This window comes from Streptomyces sp. WM4235, from assembly GCF_001279725.1.
Classification (GTDB): Bacteria; Actinomycetota; Actinomycetes; order Streptomycetales; family Streptomycetaceae; genus Streptomyces.
Genome location: NZ_LGDE01000181.1, coordinates 46,608 through 68,922 on the forward strand (window position 1 = coordinate 46,608; position 22,315 = coordinate 68,922).

Annotated in this window: 19 protein-coding genes; 15 read left to right on the forward strand and 4 right to left on the reverse strand. The window is 70.3% G+C overall.

The window, feature by feature from the left end; all coding sequences use genetic code 11:
• Positions 1–578: 578 nt before the first annotated feature.
• From ADK55_RS15085 to nuoN, 14 genes are read left to right on the forward strand one after another with little or no spacing between them, the layout of a single operon-like run.
• A complete protein-coding gene (locus ADK55_RS15085; RefSeq protein WP_053678945.1) occupies positions 579–938 on the forward strand; it encodes an NADH-quinone oxidoreductase subunit A in 360 nt (119 codons plus the stop codon).
• A gap of 15 nt (positions 939–953) precedes the next feature.
• On the forward strand, positions 954–1,508 hold the full coding sequence (locus ADK55_RS15090; protein WP_053678947.1) for a NuoB/complex I 20 kDa subunit family protein: 555 nt from the start codon (positions 954–956) through the stop codon (positions 1,506–1,508).
• Positions 1,505–2,245, forward strand: a complete 741-nt coding sequence (locus tag ADK55_RS15095) for an NADH-quinone oxidoreductase subunit C (protein WP_053678949.1) — start codon at positions 1,505–1,507, stop codon at positions 2,243–2,245. Before ADK55_RS15090 ends, ADK55_RS15095 begins: the two co-directional genes overlap by 4 nt.
• Positions 2,245–3,570, forward strand: a complete 1,326-nt coding sequence (locus ADK55_RS15100) for an NADH-quinone oxidoreductase subunit D (RefSeq protein ID WP_053678951.1) — start codon at positions 2,245–2,247, stop codon at positions 3,568–3,570. The genes ADK55_RS15095 and ADK55_RS15100 overlap by 1 nt, the downstream gene beginning before the upstream one ends.
• A gap of 50 nt (positions 3,571–3,620) precedes the next feature.
• Positions 3,621–4,439, forward strand: coding sequence for an NADH-quinone oxidoreductase subunit NuoE (gene nuoE, locus ADK55_RS15105; protein WP_107089197.1), 819 nt, complete (start codon positions 3,621–3,623; stop codon positions 4,437–4,439).
• On the forward strand, positions 4,439–5,806 hold the full coding sequence (nuoF, locus tag ADK55_RS15110) for an NADH-quinone oxidoreductase subunit NuoF (protein WP_053678955.1): 1,368 nt from the start codon (positions 4,439–4,441) through the stop codon (positions 5,804–5,806). Before nuoE ends, nuoF begins: the two co-directional genes overlap by 1 nt.
• On the forward strand, positions 5,803–8,310 hold the full coding sequence (locus ADK55_RS15115; protein WP_053678957.1) for an NADH-quinone oxidoreductase subunit G: 2,508 nt from the start codon (positions 5,803–5,805) through the stop codon (positions 8,308–8,310). Before nuoF ends, ADK55_RS15115 begins: the two co-directional genes overlap by 4 nt.
• On the forward strand, positions 8,307–9,677 hold the full coding sequence (gene nuoH, locus ADK55_RS15120; RefSeq protein ID WP_053678959.1) for an NADH-quinone oxidoreductase subunit NuoH: 1,371 nt from the start codon (positions 8,307–8,309) through the stop codon (positions 9,675–9,677). The genes ADK55_RS15115 and nuoH overlap by 4 nt, the downstream gene beginning before the upstream one ends.
• Positions 9,670–10,308: an NADH-quinone oxidoreductase subunit NuoI gene (gene nuoI / locus ADK55_RS15125; protein ID WP_053678961.1), complete on the forward strand. Its 639-nt coding sequence runs from the start codon at positions 9,670–9,672 to the stop codon at positions 10,306–10,308. Before nuoH ends, nuoI begins: the two co-directional genes overlap by 8 nt.
• Positions 10,305–11,117, forward strand: coding sequence for an NADH-quinone oxidoreductase subunit J (locus ADK55_RS15130; RefSeq protein ID WP_053678962.1), 813 nt, complete (start codon positions 10,305–10,307; stop codon positions 11,115–11,117). The genes nuoI and ADK55_RS15130 overlap by 4 nt, the downstream gene beginning before the upstream one ends.
• Positions 11,114–11,413 (forward strand): NADH-quinone oxidoreductase subunit NuoK, encoded by a 300-nt coding sequence (nuoK, locus tag ADK55_RS15135; protein ID WP_053678964.1) that lies wholly within the window; start codon positions 11,114–11,116, stop codon positions 11,411–11,413. Before ADK55_RS15130 ends, nuoK begins: the two co-directional genes overlap by 4 nt.
• A 13-nt stretch (positions 11,414–11,426) precedes the next feature.
• Positions 11,427–13,322, forward strand: a complete 1,896-nt coding sequence (nuoL, locus tag ADK55_RS15140) for an NADH-quinone oxidoreductase subunit L (RefSeq protein WP_053678966.1) — start codon at positions 11,427–11,429, stop codon at positions 13,320–13,322.
• A 1-nt stretch (position 13,323) separates the two neighbouring features.
• Positions 13,324–14,916 carry an NADH-quinone oxidoreductase subunit M gene (locus tag ADK55_RS15145; protein WP_053678968.1) on the forward strand — a complete coding sequence of 531 codons (1,593 nt, stop codon included), beginning with the start codon at positions 13,324–13,326 and terminating at the stop codon, positions 14,914–14,916.
• 23 nt (positions 14,917–14,939) lie between these two features.
• On the forward strand, positions 14,940–16,568 hold the full coding sequence (nuoN, locus tag ADK55_RS15150; protein WP_107089193.1) for an NADH-quinone oxidoreductase subunit NuoN: 1,629 nt from the start codon (positions 14,940–14,942) through the stop codon (positions 16,566–16,568).
• A 65-nt stretch (positions 16,569–16,633) separates the two neighbouring features.
• Here the strand turns inward: nuoN and ADK55_RS15155 are convergent, their stop codons facing one another.
• The 3 genes from ADK55_RS15155 to fahA form a co-directional block, all read right to left on the reverse strand.
• A complete protein-coding gene (locus ADK55_RS15155; RefSeq protein WP_107089194.1) occupies positions 16,634–17,233 on the reverse strand; it encodes a Uma2 family endonuclease in 600 nt (199 codons plus the stop codon).
• A gap of 99 nt (positions 17,234–17,332) precedes the next feature.
• The gene (locus tag ADK55_RS15160; protein WP_053678972.1) at positions 17,333–17,947 is read right to left on the reverse strand and encodes a hypothetical protein; all 615 of its coding nucleotides are present in this window, start codon (positions 17,945–17,947) and stop codon (positions 17,333–17,335) included.
• 138 nt (positions 17,948–18,085) lie between these two features.
• Positions 18,086–19,309 carry a fumarylacetoacetase gene (gene fahA, locus ADK55_RS15165; RefSeq protein ID WP_053678974.1) on the reverse strand — a complete coding sequence of 408 codons (1,224 nt, stop codon included), beginning with the start codon at positions 19,307–19,309 and terminating at the stop codon, positions 18,086–18,088.
• 141 nt (positions 19,310–19,450) lie between these two features.
• Between fahA and ADK55_RS15170 the strand changes: the two genes are divergently transcribed.
• The gene (locus ADK55_RS15170; RefSeq protein WP_053678976.1) at positions 19,451–20,257 is read left to right on the forward strand and encodes an HAD family hydrolase; all 807 of its coding nucleotides are present in this window, start codon (positions 19,451–19,453) and stop codon (positions 20,255–20,257) included.
• A 32-nt stretch (positions 20,258–20,289) separates the two neighbouring features.
• On the opposite strand, the gene ADK55_RS15175 is transcribed toward ADK55_RS15170, so the two are convergent.
• Positions 20,290–22,293, reverse strand: coding sequence for a CocE/NonD family hydrolase (locus tag ADK55_RS15175; protein WP_053678978.1), 2,004 nt, complete (start codon positions 22,291–22,293; stop codon positions 20,290–20,292).
• Between the last annotated feature and the right edge of the window lie 22 nt (positions 22,294–22,315).

Genomic DNA, 22,315 nt, shown 5'->3' on the forward strand with positions numbered 1-22,315 from the left:
CGGCGCGGATTCCACGTGACGCAGGTCACAGTTACCTACCGCTGTGCGGGCACTGTGGCCGCTCCGTGACCCGCCTGTGAGGTTCCCGTGCGGTTCGTGAACGGATGCACACGATCCGCGTGCCCTTCACCCGGCCGCCCATCCCCCTTTACCCGGGCCGGCCCGACGTCCACTCGACTCCTCCCGAACCCCTCGTTCGGGGGGCGTGGATCCCCTTATCACTGCTGTGGCAGTGGTGCCAATTTGCTTGCACTGGCCAACGTTTGATAGTGCGCACCCCCTTCCACCTGCAACGAAGGGGCCGGATGTCACCTTTGGTGATCATGTGGATGCCTTGCGTATGAAGATCACCACTCATCGGACTTCATGATCGTTCGTCAGGTGGTGGAGATCACAAACTCGGTGTTGTTACCCGTGTCGCAGATCACAGACCGGCAGGCATAAGATGCGCACCAGTCCGGCTTGTGAACTGCCTCACATGCGATCCCCTTCCACTCGGGTGATCTTCGCGGGAGGCGGGTCACTCGGCGCCGGCACAGCGGTCCAACGGTCAAGGACGACTGGAAGGAGCGAGGAGCGTGAATGCGTACGCGCCCATCCTCGTGCTCGGCGCCCTCGGCGCAGGGTTTGCGATCTTCTCCGTGGTCATGGCCACGCTGATCGGCCCAAAGAGGTACAACCGGGCAAAACTTGAAGCGTACGAGTGCGGCATCGAGCCCACTCCGGTGCCGGCCGGTGGCGGTCGCTTCCCCATCAAGTACTACCTGACGGCGATGCTCTTCATCGTCTTCGACATCGAGATCGTCTTCCTCTACCCCTGGGCGGTCACCTTCGACTCCCTGGGGATCTTCGGGCTCGTCGAGATGTTGCTCTTCGTGCTCACCGTCTTCGTCGCCTACGCCTACGTGTGGCGCCGCGGCGGCCTGGAATGGGACTGAGGGGCTGAATTTTCCATGGGACTGGAAGAGAAGCTGCCGAGCGGCTTTCTGCTGACGACCGTCGAACAGGCCGCGGGCTGGGTGCGCAAGTCATCCGTCTTCCCGGCCACCTTCGGTCTGGCGTGCTGCGCCATCGAGATGATGACCACCGGAGCGGGCCGGTACGACCTGGCCCGCTTCGGCATGGAGGTCTTCCGCGGCTCACCGCGCCAGGCCGACCTGATGATCGTGGCCGGCCGGGTCAGCCAGAAGATGGCGCCGGTGCTGCGGCAGGTGTACGACCAGATGCCCGCTCCCAAGTGGGTCATCTCCATGGGCGTTTGCGCCTCGTCGGGCGGAATGTTCAACAACTACGCGATCGTCCAGGGCGTCGACCACATCGTCCCCGTGGACATCTACCTGCCCGGTTGCCCGCCCCGCCCCGAGATGCTGATGGACGCGATCCTCAAGCTCCACCAGAAGATCCAGGGCGGAAAGCTCGGCGTGAACCAGGAAGAGGCGGCGCGCGAGGCGGAGGAGGCGGCCCTCAAGGCCCTCCCCACCATCGAGATGAAGGGGCTCCTTCGGTGAGCGACGACCCGGCCGTGCACAACGGCAACGGCAGCGGGGACGGGAACAACGTTCCCGCCCCCAGGGGCACCACCGGCCCCGAGGTGATCGGCGTCCGCAAGGGCATGTTCGGCGCCGCGGCCGGCGGGGACACCAGCGGCTACGGCGGCCTCGTCCGCACCGTGGCCATGCCCGGCGCGACGAGCCGCCCGTACGGTTCCTGGTTCGACGAGGTCGCCGACGAGTTCGAGGGCGCCCTGGAGGAACAGGGCCTGGTCCCCGGGCACGCCATCGAGAAGACGGTCGTCGACCGGGGCGAGCTGACCTTCCACGTGGCCCGCGAGCACCTCGTGCGCGTCGCACGGACCCTGCGCGACGACCCGGCCCTGCGCTTCGAGCTCTGCACCGGCGTCAGCGGGGTCCACTTCCCCGGGGACAAGGGCCGCGAACTGCACGCCGTCTACCACCTGCGCTCGCTCACCCACGGGCGGATCCTGCGCCTGGAGGTGTCCGTCCCGGACGCCGACCGGCACCTGCCGTCGCTCGTCGAGGTCTATCCGACCAACGACTGGCACGAGCGCGAGGCGTACGACTTCTTCGGCCTGATCTTCGACGGCCACCCGGCCCTCACCCGAATCATGATGCCGGACGACTGGCAGGGGTTCCCCCAGCGCAAGGACTACCCGCTCGGTGGCATCGCCATCGAGTACAAGGGCGCCCAGATCCCGGCTCCCGACCAGAGGAGGTCGTACAGCTGATGTCCACGTCCAACCACGCCTCCTCCAGGGAGACCACCGAGGGCCTCGTCTACACCGTCACCGGTGGCGACTGGGACGAGATCGTCCAGTCGGCGGCCCGCGCGGACGACGAGCGGATCGTCGTCAACATGGGCCCCCAGCACCCCTCCACCCACGGCGTGCTCCGCCTGATCCTGGAGATCGACGGCGAGACCGTCACCGAGGCCCGCTGCGGCATCGGGTACCTCCACACCGGCATCGAGAAGAACCTCGAATTCCGGAACTGGACGCAGGGCACCACCTTCGTGACGCGCATGGACTACCTGACGCCGTTCTTCAACGAGACCGCGTACTGCCTGGGCGTCGAGAAGCTGCTCGGCATCACCGAGCAGATCCCGGACCGCGCCACCGTCATCCGCGTCCTGCTGATGGAACTCAACCGGCTCTCCTCCCACCTGGTGTGCATCGCCACCGGCGGCATGGAGCTGGGCGCGACCACGATCATGATCTACGGGTTCCGCGACCGCGAGCTGATCCTCGACGTGTTCGAGCTGATCACCGGCCTGCGGATGAACCACGCGTTCATCCGCCCCGGCGGACTGGCCCAGGACCTGCCCCCGGGCGCCATGGACCAGCTGCGCGACTTCGTGAAGACCATGAAGAAGAACCTGCCGGAGTACGACAAGCTCGCCACCGGCAACCCCATCTTCAAGGCCCGCATGCAGGACGTCGGCTACCTCGACCTGACCGGCTGCATGGCGCTCGGCGCCACCGGCCCGATCCTGCGCTCCGCCGGCCTCCCGCACGACCTGCGCAAGACGGACCCGTACTGCGGCTACGAGACCTACGAGTTCGACGTGCCGACCACCGAGTCCTGCGACTCCTACGGCCGGTTCCTGGTCCGCCTGGAGGAGATGCGCCAGTCGCTGCGGATCGTCGAGCAGTGCCTGGAACGCCTGGAGCCGGGCCCGGTCATGGTCGCCGACAAGAAGATCGCCTGGCCGGCGCAGCTGGCCATGGGCCCCGACGGGCTCGGCAACTCGCTCGACCACATCAGGAACATCATGGGCACCTCCATGGAGGCCCTCATCCACCACTTCAAGCTGGTGACCGAGGGCTTCCGGGTGCCGGCCGGGCAGGTGTACGCGGCCGTCGAGTCCCCCAAGGGCGAGCTCGGCGTCCACGTCGTCTCCGACGGCGGCACCCGCCCCTACCGGGTCCACTTCCGCGACCCGTCCTTCACCAACCTGCAGGCCATGGCCGCGATGTGCGAGGGCGGCCAGATCGCCGACGTGATCGTCGCCGTCGCCTCCATCGACCCCGTGATGGGAGGCGTCGACCGATGACGACCGCGTTTTCCGGCGGGGACACCCCTCCGGCCCCCCTCAGCCTGGGCATGCCCCAGCTGCCGGCCCCCGACTATCCGGCGGAGGTGCGCGAGCGGCTCGCGGCGGACACCGCCGAGGTCATCGCCCGCTACCCCGACAGTCGCTCCGCGCTGCTGCCGCTGCTGCACCTGACCCAGTCCGAGGAGGGCTACGTCTCGCGCACCGGCATCCGCTTCTGCGCCGAGGTGCTGGGCCTGACCACCGCCGAGGTCACGGCCGTCGCGACCTTCTACACCATGTACCGGCGCAAGCCGTCCGGCGACTACCAGGTGGGCGTCTGCACGAACACCCTGTGCGCGGTGATGGGCGGCGACGCGATCTTCGACGAGCTCAAGGAACACCTGGGCGTCGGGAACAACGAGACCACCCCCGACGGCAAGGTCACGCTGGAGCACATCGAGTGCAACGCGGCCTGCGACTTCGCCCCGGTGGTGATGGTCAACTGGGAGTTCTTCGACAACCAGACCCCCCAGTCGGCCAAGGCACTGGTGGACGACCTGCTGGCCGACCGCCCGGTCGAACCGACCCGCGGCGCGCCGCTGTGCACGTACAAGGAGACGGCCCGGATCCTGGCCGGGTTCCCCGACGAGCGCGAGGGCGCGGTCGAGGCGACCGGCGGAGCGGGCCCGGCCTCGCTGATCGGGCTGCGGCTCTTCCGCGGCGAGGCCCCCCAGCAGGGCGGCCGGGTGGTCGCCCCGCGCGGCGAGGCCCCGCACGACGCGCCGATGCCCGGCTCCCGGCACCTCAGCTCGCACGACGCGCCACAGGAGACGTCGGCGTCCGACCCCGACCACCCGGCCGGACCGGCAGCCGAGGAGGGGGAGTGATGACGATGGCACCCGAGATCAGCGAGAACGGCACCAGCCCGGAGAAGCTCCTGGCGCCCGTGCTGTCGGCGTTCTGGGACGAGCAGCGGTCCTGGACGCTGGAGACCTACCGGCGTCACGAGGGATACGAGGGCCTGCGCAAGGCGCTCGCGATGACCCCGGACGACCTGATCGCCTACGTGAAGGACTCCGGTCTGCGCGGGCGCGGCGGCGCGGGCTTCCCCACCGGGATGAAGTGGCAGTTCATCCCGCAGGGCGACGGCAAGCCGCACTACCTCGTCGTGAACGCGGACGAGTCGGAGCCGGGAACCTGCAAGGACATCCCCCTCCTCTTCGCGAACCCGCACTCCCTCATCGAGGGAATGATCATCGCCTGTTACGCGATCCGGTCGACGCACGCCTTCATCTACCTGCGCGGCGAGGTCGTGCCGGTGCTGCGCCGCCTGCACGAGGCCGTGCGCGAGGCGTACGAGGCCGGCTACCTCGGCAAGGCCGAAGATCGCGAAAAGAGTGGCTTCGGGAGCGGACTCGACCTCGACATCACGGTGCACGCGGGAGCGGGCGCCTACATCTGCGGCGAGGAGACGGCACTGCTCGACTCCCTCGAAGGCCGGCGCGGTCAGCCCCGGCTGCGTCCCCCCTTCCCCGCCGTCGAGGGGCTCTACGCCTGCCCCACTGTCGTCAACAACGTCGAGTCCATCGCCTCGGTTCCCGCGATCCTGAACAAGGGCAAGGACTGGTTCAAGGCGATGGGGACCGAGAAGTCCCCCGGCTTCACGCTGTACTCGCTCTCCGGGCACGTCTCGGGACCCGGCCAGTACGAGGCCCCCCTCGGGATCACCCTGCGCCAGCTCCTCGACATGAGCGGCGGGATGCGCCCCGGGCACCGGCTGAAGTTCTGGACCCCGGGCGGTTCCTCCACCCCGATGTTCACGGACGAGCACCTCGACGTCCCCCTCGACTACGAGGGCGTGGGCGCCGCCGGCTCGATGCTCGGCACCAAGGCGCTCCAGTGCTTCGACGAGACGACCTGCGTGGTGCGGGCCGTCACCCGCTGGACCGAGTTCTACGCCCACGAGTCCTGCGGCAAGTGCACCCCCTGCCGCGAGGGCACGTACTGGCTCGTCCAGCTGCTCCGCGACATCGAGGCCGGCAAGGGCGTCATGTCCGACCTCGACAAGCTGAACGACATCGCCGACAACATCAACGGCAAGTCGTTCTGCGCGCTCGGCGACGGCGCCGCCAGCCCGATCTTCTCCTCGCTCAAGTACTTCCGCGAGGAGTACGAGCAGCACATCACGGGCAAGGGCTGCCCCTTCGACCCCAGGAAGTCGACCCTCTGGGCTGACACGGAGGTGAACGCATGACCGTCACCACTAACGCCCCCGCCGGTGGCGGCGAGGCGGCGGTGCCGCCGGAGAACACGGTGTCCCTGACCATCGACGGCATCGAACTGTCCGTGCCGAAGGGCACGCTGGTCATCCGGGCCGCCGAACAGATCGGCATCGAGATCCCCCGGTTCTGCGACCACCCCCTCCTCGACCCCGTCGGCGCCTGCCGCCAGTGCATCGTCGAGGTGGAGGGCCAGCGCAAGCCGATGGCCTCCTGCACCATCACCTGCACCGACGGCATGGTCGTCAAGACCCAACTGACCTCCCCGGTCGCCGACAAGGCCCAGCGCGGGGTGATGGAGCTGTTGCTCATCAACCACCCGCTGGACTGCCCGGTCTGCGACAAGGGCGGCGAGTGCCCGCTCCAGAACCAGGCGATGTCGCACGGCAACTCCGACTCCCGCTTCGACGGGCACAAGCGGACCTACGAGAAGCCGGTCCCGATCTCCACGCAGGTGCTGCTCGACCGCGAGCGGTGCGTGCTGTGCGCGCGCTGCACCCGCTTCTCCAACCAGGTCGCAGGCGACCCCATGATCGAACTGCTGGAGCGCGGCGCGCTCCAGCAGGTCGGCATCGGCGAGGGCGACCCGTTCGAGTCGTACTTCTCCGGCAACACCATCCAGATCTGCCCGGTCGGCGCGCTCACCTCCGCCGCCTACCGGTTCCGCTCCCGCCCCTTCGACCTCGTCTCCTCCCCGAGCGTGTGCGAGCACTGCGCGGGCGGCTGCGCGACCCGGACCGACCACCGGCGCGGCAAGGTGCTGCGGCGACTGGCCGCCGAGGACCCCGAGGTCAACGAGGAGTGGATCTGCGACAAGGGCCGCTTCGGGTTCCGCTACGCCCAGCGCCCCGACCGGCTCACCACCCCGCTGGTGCGGGGCACGGACGGGGTCCTCGCCCCGGCGAGCTGGCCCGAGGCCCTGGAGGCGGCGGCGAACGGTCTCGCGGCGGCCCGCGGCCGGGCCGGCGTGCTGACCGGCGGACGGCTCACCGTCGAGGACGCCTACGCGTACGCCAAGTTCGCCCGGGTCGTCCTCGACACCAACGACATCGACTTCCGGGCCCGGGTGCACAGCGCGGAGGAGTCCGAGTTCCTGGCCTCCTCGGTGGCGGGCACCGGCCGGGACCTCGACGGCAAGGGCGTCACGTACTCCGCGCTGGAGGCGGCACCCGCCGTCCTCCTCGTCGGCATCGAGTCCGAGGAGGAGGCCCCCGGAGTCTTCCTGCGGCTGCGCAAGGCGCACCGCAAGCACAAGCAGCGGACGTTCGCGCTGGCCCCCTTCGCCACGCGCGGCCTGGAGAAGGCGGGCGGCACCCTGCTGGGCGCCGCCCCCGGCACCGAGCCCGCGTGGCTGGACGCGCTGGCCTCCCGCTCCGGTCTGGAGCAGGGCGGCAACGCCGCGGCCGACGCGCTGCGCGAGACCGGTGCGGTCATCGTCGTCGGCGAGCGCCTCGCGGCGGTGCCCGGCGCGCTGACCGCGGCCGTCCGGGCCGCCGCCGCCACCGGCGCGCAGCTGGTGTGGATCCCGCGGCGGGCCGGGGAGCGGGCCGCCGTCGAGGCGGGCGCCCTCGCGGCCCTGCTGCCGGGCGGCCGTCCGGCCACCGACCCGCGGGCCCGCGGCGAGGTCGCCACGGCCTGGGGCCTGGACGAACTCCCGCACCGCTACGGCCGCGACACCGGCCAGATCGTCGAGGCCGCCGCCGGGCGCGAACTGTCCGCCCTGCTGGTCGCCGGCGTCGAGATCACCGACCTGCCGGACCCGGCCCGCGCCCGGATCGCCCTCCAGGAGGCCTTCGTGGTCTCCCTGGAACTGCGGCCCGGCGAGGTCACCGACCACGCCGACGTGGTCTTCCCGGTGGCCGCGGTCGCCGAGAAGGCGGGCGCGTTCATCAACTGGGAGGGCAGGGTCAGGCCGTTCGAGGCGGCGCTGAAGCCCGACCAGATGACCCGCCGGCTCGCCCCGGCCGACGGCCGTGTGCTGCACATGCTGGCCGACGCCGCCGACCGGCCGATCGCCCTGCCCGACGTGCACGCCGTACGCCGGGAGATCGACCGGCTCGGCCCCTGGGCCGGGGAACGCGCCACCGCGCAGTCCGCGGACACCGTGCAGTTGCCCCGCCCCGCCGCGGGCGAGGCCGTCCTCGCCGGCCACCGGCTGCTGCTCGACCAGGGCCGGCTCCAGGACGGCGACGAGGCCCTGGCCGGCACCCGGCACGAGGCCAGTGCCCGCCTGTCGGCCGCCACGGCCGCCGAGACGGGCGTCAAGAACGGCGACGTCCTCGCGGTGACCGGCCCGACCGGCCGCGTGGAACTGCCGCTGCGGATCACGGAGATGCCCGACCGGGTGGTCTGGCTCCCGATGAACTCCACCGGGGCCGGCGTCCTCGCCGACACCGGCGCCCGTCCGGGCACCCTCGTACGCATCGGCCCGGCGACCCCGGCCGCCGCGGACGACACCACTGCGGAGGTGGGCGCGTGAGCACCCTGCACATCGCTGCCGAGGACCTGTCCCTGTTCGGTCGGGACGTCTGGTGGCTCGTCCTCCTCAAGGCGGTCTTCTGCTTCGCCTTCCTGATGGTGACCGTGCTGTTCTCCATCGTGTGGGAACGCAAGGTCGTCGCCTGGATGCAGCTGCGCATCGGCCCGAACCGGCACGGCCCCTGGGGCATGCTCCAGTCGCTCGCCGACGGCGTGAAGCTGATGTTGAAGGAAGACATCGTCGTCAAGCGGGCCGACAAGGTCGTCTACGTCCTCGCCCCGATCATCGCGGCGATCCCGGCGTTCATGGCCATCGCGGTGATCCCCTTCGGGCCCGCGGGCAACGAGGTCTCGATCTTCGGCCAGCGCACCACGATGCAGCTGACCGACCTGCCCATCGCGATGCTGTACATCCTCGCGGTGGCCTCGGTCGGCATCTACGGCATCGTCCTCGCCGGCTGGTCCTCGGGCTCCACGTACCCGCTGCTCGGCGGCCTGCGCTCCTGCGCGCAGATGATCTCGTACGAGATCGCGATGGGCGCGGCCTTCGCCTCGGTCTTCCTCTACTCCGGGTCCATGTCGACCTCGGCGATCGTGGAGGCACAGGCGGACCGCTGGTACATCATCCTGCTGCCGGTCTCCTTCATCATCTACGTCATCACGATGGTCGGCGAGACGAACCGCGCCCCCTTCGACATGCCGGAGTCCGAGGGCGACCTGGTCGGCGGCTTCAACACCGAGTACTCGTCGATCAAGTTCGCGCTGTTCATGCTGGCCGAGTACGTCAACATGGTCACCGTCTCCGCCGTCTCGGTCACCCTCTTCCTGGGCGGCTGGCGGGCCCCCGCGCCGATCTCCACCTACTGGGAGGGCGCGAACCACGGCTGGTGGCCGATGCTCTGGTTCGTCCTCAAGGTCCAGCTGCTGCTGTTCTTCTTCATCTGGCTGCGCGGCACGCTGCCACGCGTGCGCTACGACCAGTTGATGAAGCTCGGCTGGAAGGTGCTGATCCCGGTCTCCGTGGTCTGGCTGATGCTGGTCGCCACCGTCCGGGCCCTGCGGAACGAGAACTACGACTTCCAGCAGATCGTGCTCTACGTCGGCGGTGGGGTCATCGCCCTCCTGCTGCTGTCCTTCGTCGCCGACCTGTTCCGCGACAAGAAGCACAAGACGGCGGCGGAGGCGGCCGAGAAGGCGGCGGCGACGGAACCCTTCGATCCGCTGGCGGGCGGGTTCCCCGTACCGCCCAAGCCCGGCCAGCACCTGGCACCCGTACCGCGCAGGCGACCTCGCGGTGATCGGGAGCTCATCGGCAGTGGCGCGGCGAATTCCGACAGTGACCGAGAGGAGGGTGCAGAGAATGTCTGACGCGGACCAGAACGAGAAGTGGCAGAACCCGGTGGCCGGCTTCGGCGTGACCTTCAAGGCCATGTTCAAGAAGCGGCTCACCGAGCAGTACCCGGAGCAGCAGAAGACCACCGCGCCCCGCTTCCACGGACGGCACCAGCTCAACCGTCACCCCGACGGTCTGGAGAAGTGCATCGGCTGCGAGTTGTGCGCCTGGGCCTGTCCCGCCGACGCGATCTACGTGGAGGGCGCGGACAACACCGAGGAGGAGCGCTACTCCCCGGGTGAGCGGTACGGCCGCGTCTACCAGATCAACTACGCCCGCTGCATCCTGTGCGGGCTGTGCGTCGAGGCGTGCCCCACGCGGGCGCTGACGATGACGAACGAGTTCGAACTGGCCGACTCCAGCCGCGAATCGCTGATCTACACCAAGGAGCAGCTGCTGTCGGGGCTGACGGAGGGCATGGTCGAGGCCCCCCACTCGATCTTCCCGGGCACCGACGACACCGACTACTACCAGGGTCTGGTGACCGGGGCGGCTCCCGGAACGGTCCGGCAGGTCGCCGTCTCCAAGGGAGAGGTCGCCAAGGAAGAGGTCGCCGGGGAAGACGCGGCCGAGGAGAGCGACACGCACGAGGGGGTGGGGGCATGAGCGCCATCGCCGCCGCGGCCACCGTCACCTCCACCGGTGAGGCCGTCCAGTTCTGGATCCTCGGCACGATCGCCGTGATCGGCGCGCTGTGCACGATCCTGATGAAGAAGGCCGTGCACAGCGCGCTGTGCCTGGCCGGGACCATGATCATCCTGGCGGTCTTCTACCTCGCCAACGGGGCGTACTTCCTGGGCGTCGTCCAGGTCGTCGTCTACACCGGCGCCATCATGATGCTGTTCCTCTTCGTGGTCATGCTCGTCGGCGTCACCGCCGCGGACTCGCTGACCGAGACCCTCAAGGGGCAGCGCTGGCTGGCCGTCCTGTGCGGGCTCGGCTTCGGCATCCTGCTGATCGCCGGCATCGCCAACGCGGGGATCACCCACTTCAACGGGCTCGGCCGGGTCAACTCCGCCGGGCACGTCGAGGGCCTCGCCGAGCTGATCTTCACCCGGTACATCTTCGCCTTCGAGATCACCGGCGCCCTGCTGATCACCGCGGCCGTCGGCGCGATGGTGCTCACGCACCGCGAGCGCACCGAGCGGGCCCCCAGCCAGCGCGAACTCGCCGAACAGCGGGTGCGCGGGGGCGTACAGCTCCCGCCGCTGCCCGCCCCCGGCGTGTACGCCCGACACAACGCGGTGGACGTCGCCGGTCTGCTGCCGGACGGCACCCCGTCCGAGCTGACCGTGAGCAAGACGCTGCGCGCCCGCGGCCAGATCCGCGACGTCTCCAGCGAGGCGATCGGCGACCTCAAGGCGTTGGAGGAGCGCTCCTCGGAGCGCCTCGGCCGTGAGGAGGCCTCGAAGTGAACCCGGTCAACTACCTCTACCTGGCCGCCCTGTTGTTCACCATCGGCGCGGCCGGCGTACTCATCCGGAAGAACGCGATCGTGCTGTTCATGTGCGTGGAGCTGATGCTCAACGCCTGCAACCTCGCCTTCGTCGCCTTCTCCCGGATGCACGGCAACCTCGACGGCCAGATCATCGCCTTCTTCACGATGGTCGTCGCCGCCGCGGAGGTCGTGGTGGGCCTCGCGATCATCGTGTCGTTCTTCCGTACCCGCCACTCGGCCTCGGTCGACGACGCCAACCTGATGAAGCTGTAAGGGGCGCTCAACAGTGGAGAATCTGATTGCGCTGCTGGTGGCGGCGCCCCTGCTCGGGGCGGCGGTGCTGCTGTGCGGCGGCCGGCGCCTCGACAAGGCCGGCCACTGGCTCGGCACACTGCTCGCCGCGGCCTCCTTCGGCATCGGCGTGGCCCTGTTCAGCGACATGCTGAGCCGGCCCGGCGACGACCGGGCCATGTTCCAGCGGCTGTACACCTGGATCCCGGTGGAGGGCTTCCAGGCCGACGTCGCGTTCCAACTCGACCAGCTGTCGATGACGTTCGTCCTGCTGATCACCGGGGTGGGCACGCTCATCCACGTGTACTCCATCGGGTACATGGAGCACGACGAGCGGCGCCGCCGCTTCTTCGGCTACCTCAACCTCTTCCTCGCGGCGATGCTGCTGTTGGTCCTCGCCGACAACTACCTCCTGCTGTACGTCGGGTGGGAGGGCGTGGGCCTGGCCTCGTACCTGCTCATCGGCTTCTGGCAGCACAAGCCCAGCGCGGCCACCGCCGCGAAGAAGGCCTTCCTGGTCAACCGGGTCGGCGACATCGGCCTGTCGATCGCCATCATGCTGATGTTCACCACCTTCGGGACCTTCGCCTTCGGGCCGGTGTTCGGCGCCGTGGACGAGGCGGGCGAGGGCACGCTGACCGCCATCGCGCTGATGCTGCTGCTCGCGGCCTGCGGCAAGTCGGCGCAGGTGCCGCTGCAGTCCTGGCTCGGCGACGCGATGGAGGGCCCGACCCCGGTCTCGGCCCTGATCCACGCGGCGACCATGGTCACCGCCGGCGTGTACCTCATCACCCGGTCCGGGGCGATCTTCAACGCCGCTCCGGACGCGCAGACCGCGGTCGTCGTGGTCGGCGCCGTCACCCTGATCTTCGGTGCGATCGTCGGTTGCGCGAAGGACGACATCAAGAAGGCCCTGGCGGGCTCCACGATGTCGCAGATCGGCTACATGATCCTCGCGGCGGGCCTCGGCCCCATCGGCTACGCCTTCGCGATCATGCACCTGGTGACGCACGGCTTCTTCAAGGCCGGCCTCTTCCTCGGCGCGGGTTCCGTGATGCACGGGATGAACGACGAGGTGGACATGCGCCGCTTCGGCGGTCTGCGGAAGTTCATGCCGGTCACCTTCGTCACCTTCGGCCTCGGCTACCTGGCCATCATCGGCTTCCCGGGCCTGTCGGGCTTCTGGTCCAAGGACAAGATCATCGAGGCGGCCTTCGCGAAGGGCGGCACCGAGGGCTGGATCCTCGGCGCGGTCACCCTGGTGGGCGCGGCGCTCACCGCGTACTACATGACCCGCGTGATGCTCCTGACGTTCTTCGGCGAGAAGCGCTGGCAGCCCGACGCGGCGGGCCACGAGCCGGACCCGCACGAGTCCCCGAAGTCCATGACGATCCCCATGATCGTCCTCGCCTTCGGATCGGTCTTCGCCGGCGCCCTCTTCAGCTTCAACGAGTCCTTCGTGAAGTGGCTGGAGCCCGTCACCTCCTTCGAGCACGGCCACTCCCCGCTCAGCGCCGGTGTCATCACCGCCGCGACGGTCGTGGTCCTGATCATCGGCGTGGGCATCGCGTACGCGCAGTACGGCAGGAAGCCCGTACCGGTGGTCGCCCCGCGCGGCTCGCTCCTCACCCGGGCGGCCCGACGGGACCTGCTCCAGGACGACTTCAACCACGTCGTGCTGGTGCGCGGCGGGGAGCACCTGACCCGCTCCCTCGTGTACGTCGACCACAGTCTGGTCGACGGGGTGGTCAACGGGACGGCCGCCTCGGTCGGCGGGCTGTCGGGCCGGCTGCGCAAGCTGCAGAACGGCTATGCCCGCAGCTACGCGGTCTCGATGTTCGGGGGCACGGCGATCCTCATCGCCGCGACCCTGCTGATGAGGGCGGTGTGAGATGAATGTCCCGCTTCTGACGGTGACGGCGGCCGTGCCCGCGGTCGGCGCGATCCTGACGGCGGCCGTCCCGGCCGCCCGCAGGACCGCCGCCAAGTGGCTCGCGCTGCTGTTCTCGCTGGCGACACTGGCCCTGGCCGTGCTCGTCGCGATCCGCTTCGAGCCCGGTGGCGACCGCTACCAGCTCACCGAATCCCACGCGTGGATCGCCGACTTCGGCGTCCGCTACGAGCTCGGCGTCGACGGCATCGCGGTGGTGCTGATCGCGCTCACCGCACTGCTGATCCCCTTCGTGATCGGCGCCGGCTGGAACGACGCCGACCCCCTGGAAACGAATTCCTCGCGGTGGCGGCCGACACAGGGATTCTTCGCCCTGATCCTGCTGGTCGAGGCGATGGTGATCATCTCCTTCGAGGCCACCGACGTCTTCCTCTTCTACATCTTCTTCGAAGCCATGCTCATCCCGATGTACTTCCTCATCGGCGGCTTCGGGGACCGGGCCCACGCCGGATCCGAGGAGAACGCGGCCGCCCAACGCTCCTACGCGGCGGTCAAGTTCCTCCTCTACAACCTCGTCGGCGGCCTGATCATGCTGGCGGCCGTCATCGGGCTGTACGTGGTCGCCGGGAACTTCTCGCTCCAGGAGATCGCCGCCGCCCGCGCCGCGGGCACCCTCGACATGGCGACCAACACCGAGCGCCTGCTGTTCCTCGGCTTCTTCTTCGCCTTCGCGGTGAAGGCCCCGCTGTGGCCGCTGCACACCTGGCTGCCGAACGCGATGGGGGAGTCCACCGCCCCGGTGGCCGTCCTCATCACCGCGGTCGTCGACAAGGTCGGCACCTTCGCGATGCTCCGCTTCTGCCTCGGGCTGTTCCCCGACGCCAGCAAGTGGGCCACGCCGGTCATCCTCGTACTCGCCCTGATCAGCATCGTCTACGGCGCGCTGGTCGCGGTCGGGCAGCGGGACATCAAGCGGCTGGTCGCCTACGCCTCGATCTCGCACTTCGGGTTCATCGTCCTGGGCATCTTCGCGATGACCTCGCAGGGGCAGTCGGGCGCCACCCTCTACATGGTCAACCACGGGATCTCGACGGCGGCGCTGATGCTGGTGGCCGGCTTCCTGATCTCGCGGCGCGGCTCCCGACTCATCGCCGACTACGGCGGCGTGCAGAAGGTGGCCCCGGTACTCGCCGGCACCTTCCTCATCGGTGGTCTCGCCACCCTGTCGCTGCCCGGACTCGCCCCGTTCGTCAGCGAGTTCCTGGTCCTGGTCGGCACGTTCGCCCGGTACCCGGTGGTCGGCGTCATCGCCACCGTGGGCATCGTGCTCGCCGCGCTCTACACCCTGGTGCTCTACCAGCGCACGATGACCGGCCCCGTCAAGGAGGAGGTCCGCACCATGCCGGACCTGCGCCTGCGCGAGGTGCTCGTGGTCGCGCCGCTGATCGTGCTCCTGATCGGCCTCGGCGTGTACCCGAAGCCGCTGACCGAGATCGTCAACCCGGCGGTGAAGCACACCATGTCGGACGTGAAACAGACCGACCCGAAGCCAGAGGTCGTGGTCGACGCCAAGAACGGGGAGGCGGCGAAGTGAGCACCGTGACTGCTGCCCAGGGGTTGTGGGCGCTGGCGGCCGGGGACCCGGCCACCCGCATCCCCACCCCGCACATCGAGTACGCGCAGCTCTCGCCCACCCTGATCGTGGTGGGCGCGGCGATCCTCGGAGTCCTCGTGGAGGCCTTCGTCCCGCGCAAGTCCCGCCACTACGTCCAGGTGTTCCTGGCCGTCGCCGCGCTGGCCTCGGCCTTCGCGGCGATCGTCGGCCTCGCGGCCGGCGGGTACGGCTCCACCAAGGCCCACACCGCGGCCATGGGCGCCATCGCCGTCGACGGGCCGGCGCTGTTCCTCCAGGGCACCATCGTGCTGGCCTCGATCGTGGCCGTGTTCACCTTCGCCGAACGTCGCCTCGATCCGGCGGCGCACGGCAACCGGGTGGACTCCTTCGCCGCGCAGGCGGCTTCCGTACCCGGCAGCGACAGCGAGAAGGCCGCCGTCAAGGCGGGCTTCAGCACCACCGAGGTCTTCCCGCTGATGATGTTCGCGGTCGCCGGCATGCTGATCTTCCCGGCGGCGAACGACCTGCTGACGCTGTTCATCGCGCTGGAGGTCTTCTCCCTCCCGCTGTACCTGCTCTGCGCCGTCGCCCGCCGCCAGCGGCTGATGTCGCAGGAGGCGGCCGTCAAGTACTTCCTGCTGGGCGCGTTCTCCTCGGCGTTCCTGCTCTTCGGCATCGCGCTGCTGTACGGGTACGCGGGCTCGGTCTCGTACGCGGTCATCGCGGACGTGGTCGACGGCACCGTCCAGAAGATCGACCCGGCGCTGGCCGGCACGATGGGCAACGACGCGCTGCTGCTGATCGGCGGCGCGCTGATCCTCACGGGCCTGCTGTTCAAGGTCGGCGCGGTTCCGTTCCACATGTGGACCCCGGACGTCTACCAGGGGGCCCCGACCCCGGTCACCGGCTTCATGGCGGCGGCGACGAAGGTGGCCGCCTTCGGCGCCCTCCTGCGACTGCTGTACGTGGTCCTGCCGGGCCTGCGCTGGGACTGGCGGCCGGTGATGTGGGGCGTCGCGATCGTCACGATGCTCGCGGGCGCCGTGATCGCGGTGACCCAGACCGACGTCAAGCGGCTCCTGGCCTACTCGTCGATCGCGCACGCCGGGTTCATCCTGGCCGGTGTGATCGCCACCTCGGCGGAGGGCGTCCAGTCCGTCCTCTTCTACCTGGCGGCGTACTCCTTCGTGACGATCGGCGCCTTCGCCGTGGTCACGCTGGTCCGCGACGCGGGCGGCGAGGCCACGCACCTGTCGAAGTGGGCCGGCCTGGGGCGGCGTTCGCCGCTGACGGCGGCCGTCTTCGCGGTGTTCCTGCTGGCCTTCGCCGGCATCCCGCTGACCTCCGGCTTCTCCGGAAAGTTCGCCGTGTTCAAGGCGGCGGCGGAGGGCGGCGCCGGCGTGCTGGTCGTGGTCGGTGTGATCTCGTCCGCCATCGCCGCGTTCTTCTACATCCGGGTGATCGTCCTGATGTTCTTCAGCGAGCCGAAGGCCGACGGTCCGACGGTCGCGGTGCCCTCGCCGCTGACGATGACGACCATCGCCGTCGGCGTCGCGGTGACGGTGGTCCTGGGCGTGGCCCCGCAGTACTTCCTGGACCTGGCGGGCCAGGCGAGCACGTTCGTCCGCTGACCCGGTTCCGGATGTGTCAGGGCCCGGCTCCCCTCGGGGGAGCCGGGCCCTGTGGTGCGTGCGGGCTACTCGGGCCGGGTCCGCTTCGCCGTGATGGCGGTGAGGTCGAGGTCGATGGAGAAGGGGACGGAGACCTTCAAGCGGTCGTGGAAGATGCCGGTGGCGACGTAGCCGCCGCCGGCCGGCTCCCGTTCGAAGACGTAGACGACTGCCCGGCCGTCCTTGTTCTCCACGCGCCAGTAGTGGGGGATCCCCGCCCGCGCGTACTTCAGGGGCTTGGTCTCGCGGTCGCGGTCGACGGACTCGGGGGAGACCACCTCGATCGCCAGGAGGACGGTCTCGGCCGGAAGGCGCGTCTGGGCCCAGTCGTCCACGACGTCCTCACGACACACGATGACATCGGGTTCGGGGCGGTTGCGCCGATCGATGTCGATGGTGAACTCCCGGAGGACCTCAAGGCCTTCCGGGACCAGCGAATCCAGTTGCCGGTCGAAGAAGTTCACGGCGCGCATGTGGAACCGAGTCTGTGGACTCACGAAAACCAAGCTCCCGTCGATCAGCTCCGTGTGCGGAGGCAGATTCGGAAGCGTGTCCAGGTCGTCCGCGGTCCAGCCGCCCTCGGGGGGGACCGGCCAGCTGTGTTCCGGGTTCATCAGTGCTCCCATGAGCCGGAGTCTCGCGAGTGCGACCAGCGTAGCGCCGGGGATCCGCGGAACACCGCCCTTCCGGGTGAGTCATGTGCGCTCGGCACGTGACGACGGCGCCTAGTGGCCGTGCGCGTGTCCGGAGTTCTCCGGCATGGTCTTGGCGCCGGCCTTCTTCGGGCAGGACAGGGCCGTGTTCCAGTTGTGGAAGCGGCCCGCCGGGTTCTTCTTGTACGCCCACATGTGCAGGTCGTAGTGCTTGGGCATGCCCGCCCAGTGGCCCGGCATCGGTCCGTCGAAGGGGAGTCCGAACATGCTCGGCCGGTCGTCCTTGGTCGTCAGGTCCTGGTCCCGGTCGGTGGACATCCACTCGACGGTCTCCAGCCGGCGGCGGCCGTTGCGGTCCGTCTCGCTGCTGTAGAGGAGCGCGGTCGGCCTGGCGGGGTCCTTCGAACCCCAGTTGGCCTGCTTGACGTAGTGGTAACCCATCGCGCCCGCCCCGAACGGGTTGTTCATGCAGCTCTCGCCGTGCGGGACGTACCCGTCCTTGAGGGCCTGCCGCTCGTCCACGTACTTGGCCGTCACCCGGATCGCCGTCGCCATGTCCCTCATGGCCTGCCGGTCGCGGGGGTCGGGCGCCGGACCGTCGACGCCGTGCGCCGGGGCCACGGCGGCCAGCCCGAGCGACACGGCGGCCGCGCAGGTGAGGACGGTCTTCCGGCGGCGTGCGTGCATGGCGGCTCCTCGCGGTGGCGGTACGGAGGCACGGTTGTTCCGTCCCGTACGTCCACCCTCGCGGGCGTTCCCGGGGTGCGCACGCGGGCCGCGCCCAAAGGGGTGGGTGCGGCCCCGGCGTCACCCCGGGGACGGGGCCTACCGGCCGGCCACGACGCGGCCGGTGACCTCGCCGAGGCCGACGCGGGTGCCGTCGGCGCCGGGGGCCCAGGCGGTGAGGGTGACGACGTCGCCGTCCTCCAGGAACGTGCGCTTGCCGTCGGCCAGTTCGATGCTGTCGCGGCCGTTCCAGGTGAGCTCCAGGAGCGAGCCGCGCTGGTCGACGTCCGGGCCGCTGACGGTGCCGGAGCCGTACACGTCGCCGGTGCGCAGGGAGGCGCCGTTGACGGTCATGTGGGCCAGCTGCTGGGCGGCGGTCCAGTACATCGAGGAGAACGGCGGCCGGGCCACCTCCTGCCCGTTGAGGGCGACGCTGATGTGCAGGTCGAAGCCGCCGGGCCGGTCGCTGTCGGCGTCGTCGAGGTAGGGCAGCAGCGGGAAGTCCCGGGCGGGCGGGGCGACGCGGGCCGAGTCGAGGGCCTCCAGCGGGGTCACCCAGGCGGAGACGGAGGTGGCGAAGGACTTGCCGAGGAACGGGCCGAGCGGCACGTACTCCCAGGCCTGGATGTCCCGCGCGGACCAGTCGTTGAGCAGGAACAGCCCGAAGACGTGGTCCTCGAAGTCGGCCAGCGGCACCGGGCGGCCGAGTTCGGACGGGGTGCCGACGACGAATCCGACCTCGGCCTCGATGTCGAGCTTGACGCTCGGCCCGAAGACGGGCGCCGGATCGGCGGGGGTCTTGCGCTGGCCGGAGGGCCGCACCACGTCGGTACCGGACACCACGAGGGTGCCGGCGCGGCCGTGGTAGCCGATCGGCAGGTGCTTCCAGTTGGGGGTGAGGGCGTCGCCGTCCGGACGGAACATCTGTCCGACGTTGGTGGCGTGGTGCTCGCTCGCGTAGAAGTCGACGTAATCGGCGACCTCGTACGGCAGGTGCAGCTCCACGGCGTCCAGCGGCAGCAGGTGCGGCTCCACGGCGGGCCGGTGGCCCGGATCGGTGACCCAGGCGGTCAGCGCCCGGCGCACGTCGCGCCAGGCCGTCCGGCCCGCGGCGAGCAGCGGGTTGAGGGAGTCCCGGCCGAGGAGTTCGGCGTACGGGGAGCCGAGCGCGACGGCGGCCGCCCCGGCGTCGAGCACGTGCCCGCCGATCCGTACCCCGATCCGCCGGCGCGGGTCCCCGGAGGTGGAGAACACGCCGTAGGGGAGGTTGTGCGGCCCGAACGGGTCGCCCTCGGGAACATCGAGGGGGCTCTGCTGGGGCATGGGTTACTGCCTCGCTTTCGACGCGGTCCGGGGGTGTCCCGGGGGCTGGTTGACACGTTACGTGGCTGGTGGGGCGGGCGGGAGGCCGGATTCGGGCGCTATTTGTAGGACTTGTCCGAGGGGGTCCGTATCCTTGGCGGGGTGACTTCCGCCCTCCCCTATGCACTTGTGGCCACCGATCTGGACGGGACTCTGCTGCGCGCCGGAGACACCGTCTCGGCCCGCTCCCACAAGGCCCTCGCCACCGTCCGAGCGGCCGGTGCCCAGCACATCATCGTGACCGGACGCCCGGTCCCGCAGGTTCGCCACGTACTCGACGGCCTCGGCTACACGGGGCTCGCGGTGTGCGGGCAGGGAGCGCAGGTGTACGACGCGGCGCGCGGACGCCTGCTGCACTCCGTGTCCATGGACCGGGGCCTCGCCGAGGTCGCCCTCGGGAAGATCGAGGCGGAGATCGGCGAGGTCTACGCCGCCGTGAACCAGGAGGGGGTGAACGCGGAGATGTTGATAGGGCCCGGCTACCGGATGTGGCACCCGCACCTGCCGACGGTCCGCGTCCACAGCAGGGCGGGCCTGTGGTCCGCCCCCATCAACAAGGTGCTGCTCCAGCACCCGCGCCTGGACGACGACGAACTGACCCGGGTCGCGCGGGGGGTGGTCGGCGACCTCGTCAACGTGACGATGGCCGGGGAGCACACCGTGGAGCTCCAGCCGCCGGGCATCGACAAGGCGAGCGGCCTGGCCCGGGCCGCGGAGGTCCTGGACCTGCCGGCGTCCTCGACGATCGCCTTCGGGGACATGCCCAACGACGTCCCGATGTTCGCGTGGGCGGCCCACGGCGTGGCCATGGCCAACGCGCACCGCGAGCTGGTGGCCGTCGCCGACGAACTGACGCTGTCGAACGAGGACGACGGCATCGCGGTGGTGCTGGAGCGCCTCTACGGCTGACCCGGTCGGGAGGCCGGCGGGCGGCCGGCGCGTCAGCCCGCCGCCCTCGGCAGGCGCCGTTCCCACGTCCGGTGGAAGACCACCTCGTCGCCCTCCCGGCACACCACCTCGTTCGACGTCAGGAACCCGCCCTCGTCGCACGAGATCTCCGACCGGGTCTCCACCCGCGTGTCCCAGCCCAGGTCCGGCCGGTGCAGGCGGATCCGCCAGTCCGACCGGGTGCGGGCGGACAGCGGGTCCGAGGAGTCGATCTCGTACACCTCCACCGCGTCCTCGGAGAACTCCAGCCCGTCCGGGTACACCCGCGTCCCCCCGTAGCGGGGGTCCACCTCCAGCCGCCAGGTCCCGGCCGCGACGTCGCGTACGACGACCCGCTCCGGCCGGGGTTCCTCCAGGGTGTCGGGGTACACCACGCGCAGCGGCTCGGACTGCTCCGGGGCCTCGAAGACGATCCCGTGGTCCGCCGGGCCGGGCGTGCGCAGGGGGAGTTCGAGGGTGCTGCCGGCCGGGTCGAGCGTCCACCCCGCCTCGGAGCCCGCCCGCGGCCAGATCCAGGGCCAGTACGCGGAGGACACCGCCAGCCGGATCCGGTGCCCCGGCGGGAAGGCGTGGCCGATGCCGTTCAGCTCGAAGGTGACGTCCTCGGTCGCGCCGGCCGGCCACGGCACCGCCCGGTCCCGCCCGCGCCGCGCGGACAGGTTCAGCACGCCCCGCGTGACCAGGGTGGAGGACCCGTCCGGGGCCACGTCGCACAGCCGGGCGATCACCTGTCCGTAGGGGACGTCCATCCGCAGCCGCAGCGTGACCGAGGGCCGGCCGAGGATCTCCACCGGTTCGCCCGGCGCCACGGGGAACTCGAAGCACGCCGACTTGGCGTCCTCCTCGCGCTGGTCCGGCGGCAGGTCCGCGTCGTTGCCGAAGGGGAAGAACCGCCCCGCGTCCAGGCCGGTGTGCTGCGGCGATGCGACGGCCACGGGCGGGCCCTGGAGCCCGTAGGAGACGGGGACGACCGAGGGCGAGGGCCAGGCGGTGTCGCCGACCCAGCGGCCCTCCAGGCGCTCGTAGACGGTGGCAGGGGGGTGGGACTCGCTGATCCAGGAACGCAGCAGCGGCTCGTCCATGACCCCGTTGTCCTCGCCCCGGAGCCAGTGGTCCCACCAACGCAGGGTCTCCTGGAGGAAACCGATGGCCGGGCCCGGCGGCAGACCGCGGTCGGGGTACTGGTGCGACCAGGGGCCGATCAGTCCCCGCACCCGGCCCGCCGGCAGGTGCTCGACCAGGCGCAGCACCGTGTCCCGGTACGGGTCGTGCCAGCCGCCGACGGCCAGCACCGCCGCGCCGATGGCGGAGTAGTCCTCGCAGACGCTGCCGTGGCGCCAGTAGTCGTCCCGGGTCTGGTGCCCGAGCCAGGTGTGGATCAGCGGCTCCACGGCCTCCAGCCGGGCGAGCCACTGCTCCCGCCAGCCCTCGCCCGCGTACAGCGGGTCCGGCGGGCGGGAGGCGAAGGCCAGCATCGTGGAGGCCCAGGCGTGCATGTCCACGGCCAGCACCGAGCCGCCCATGTAGTGGACGTCGTTGTCGTAGCGGTCGTCGGTGGAGCAGACGGTGACGACGGCCTTCAGCGCCTCGGGGGCGAGCGCGGCGATCTGGAGGCTGTTGAAGCCGCCCCAGGAGATCCCGAACATGCCCACCGCGCCCGTGCACCACGGCCGCGCGGCGAGCCACTCCACCACCGCGACGCCGTCGGCCAACTCCCGGGCGTCGTACTCGTCGCCGGGGTCGCCGCCGCTGCACCCGTGGCCGCGCACGTCGACGCGTACGGAGGCGTAGCCGTGGCCCGCGTACCAGGGGTGCCGCTGCCAGTCGCGGGGCGCGGTCCAGTCGGTGAGCCGGTACGGGAGGTACTCCAGCAGGGCGGGCACGGGCTCGTCGGTGACCGGGCGCCAGATCCGGGCGTACAGCTCGACCCCGTCGGACAGCGGGATCCGGACATCCTCGCGGGTGGTCGCGTACGGGAAATCGGTACGGATGATCATGCGGGAACCAGTCTCCGATCGC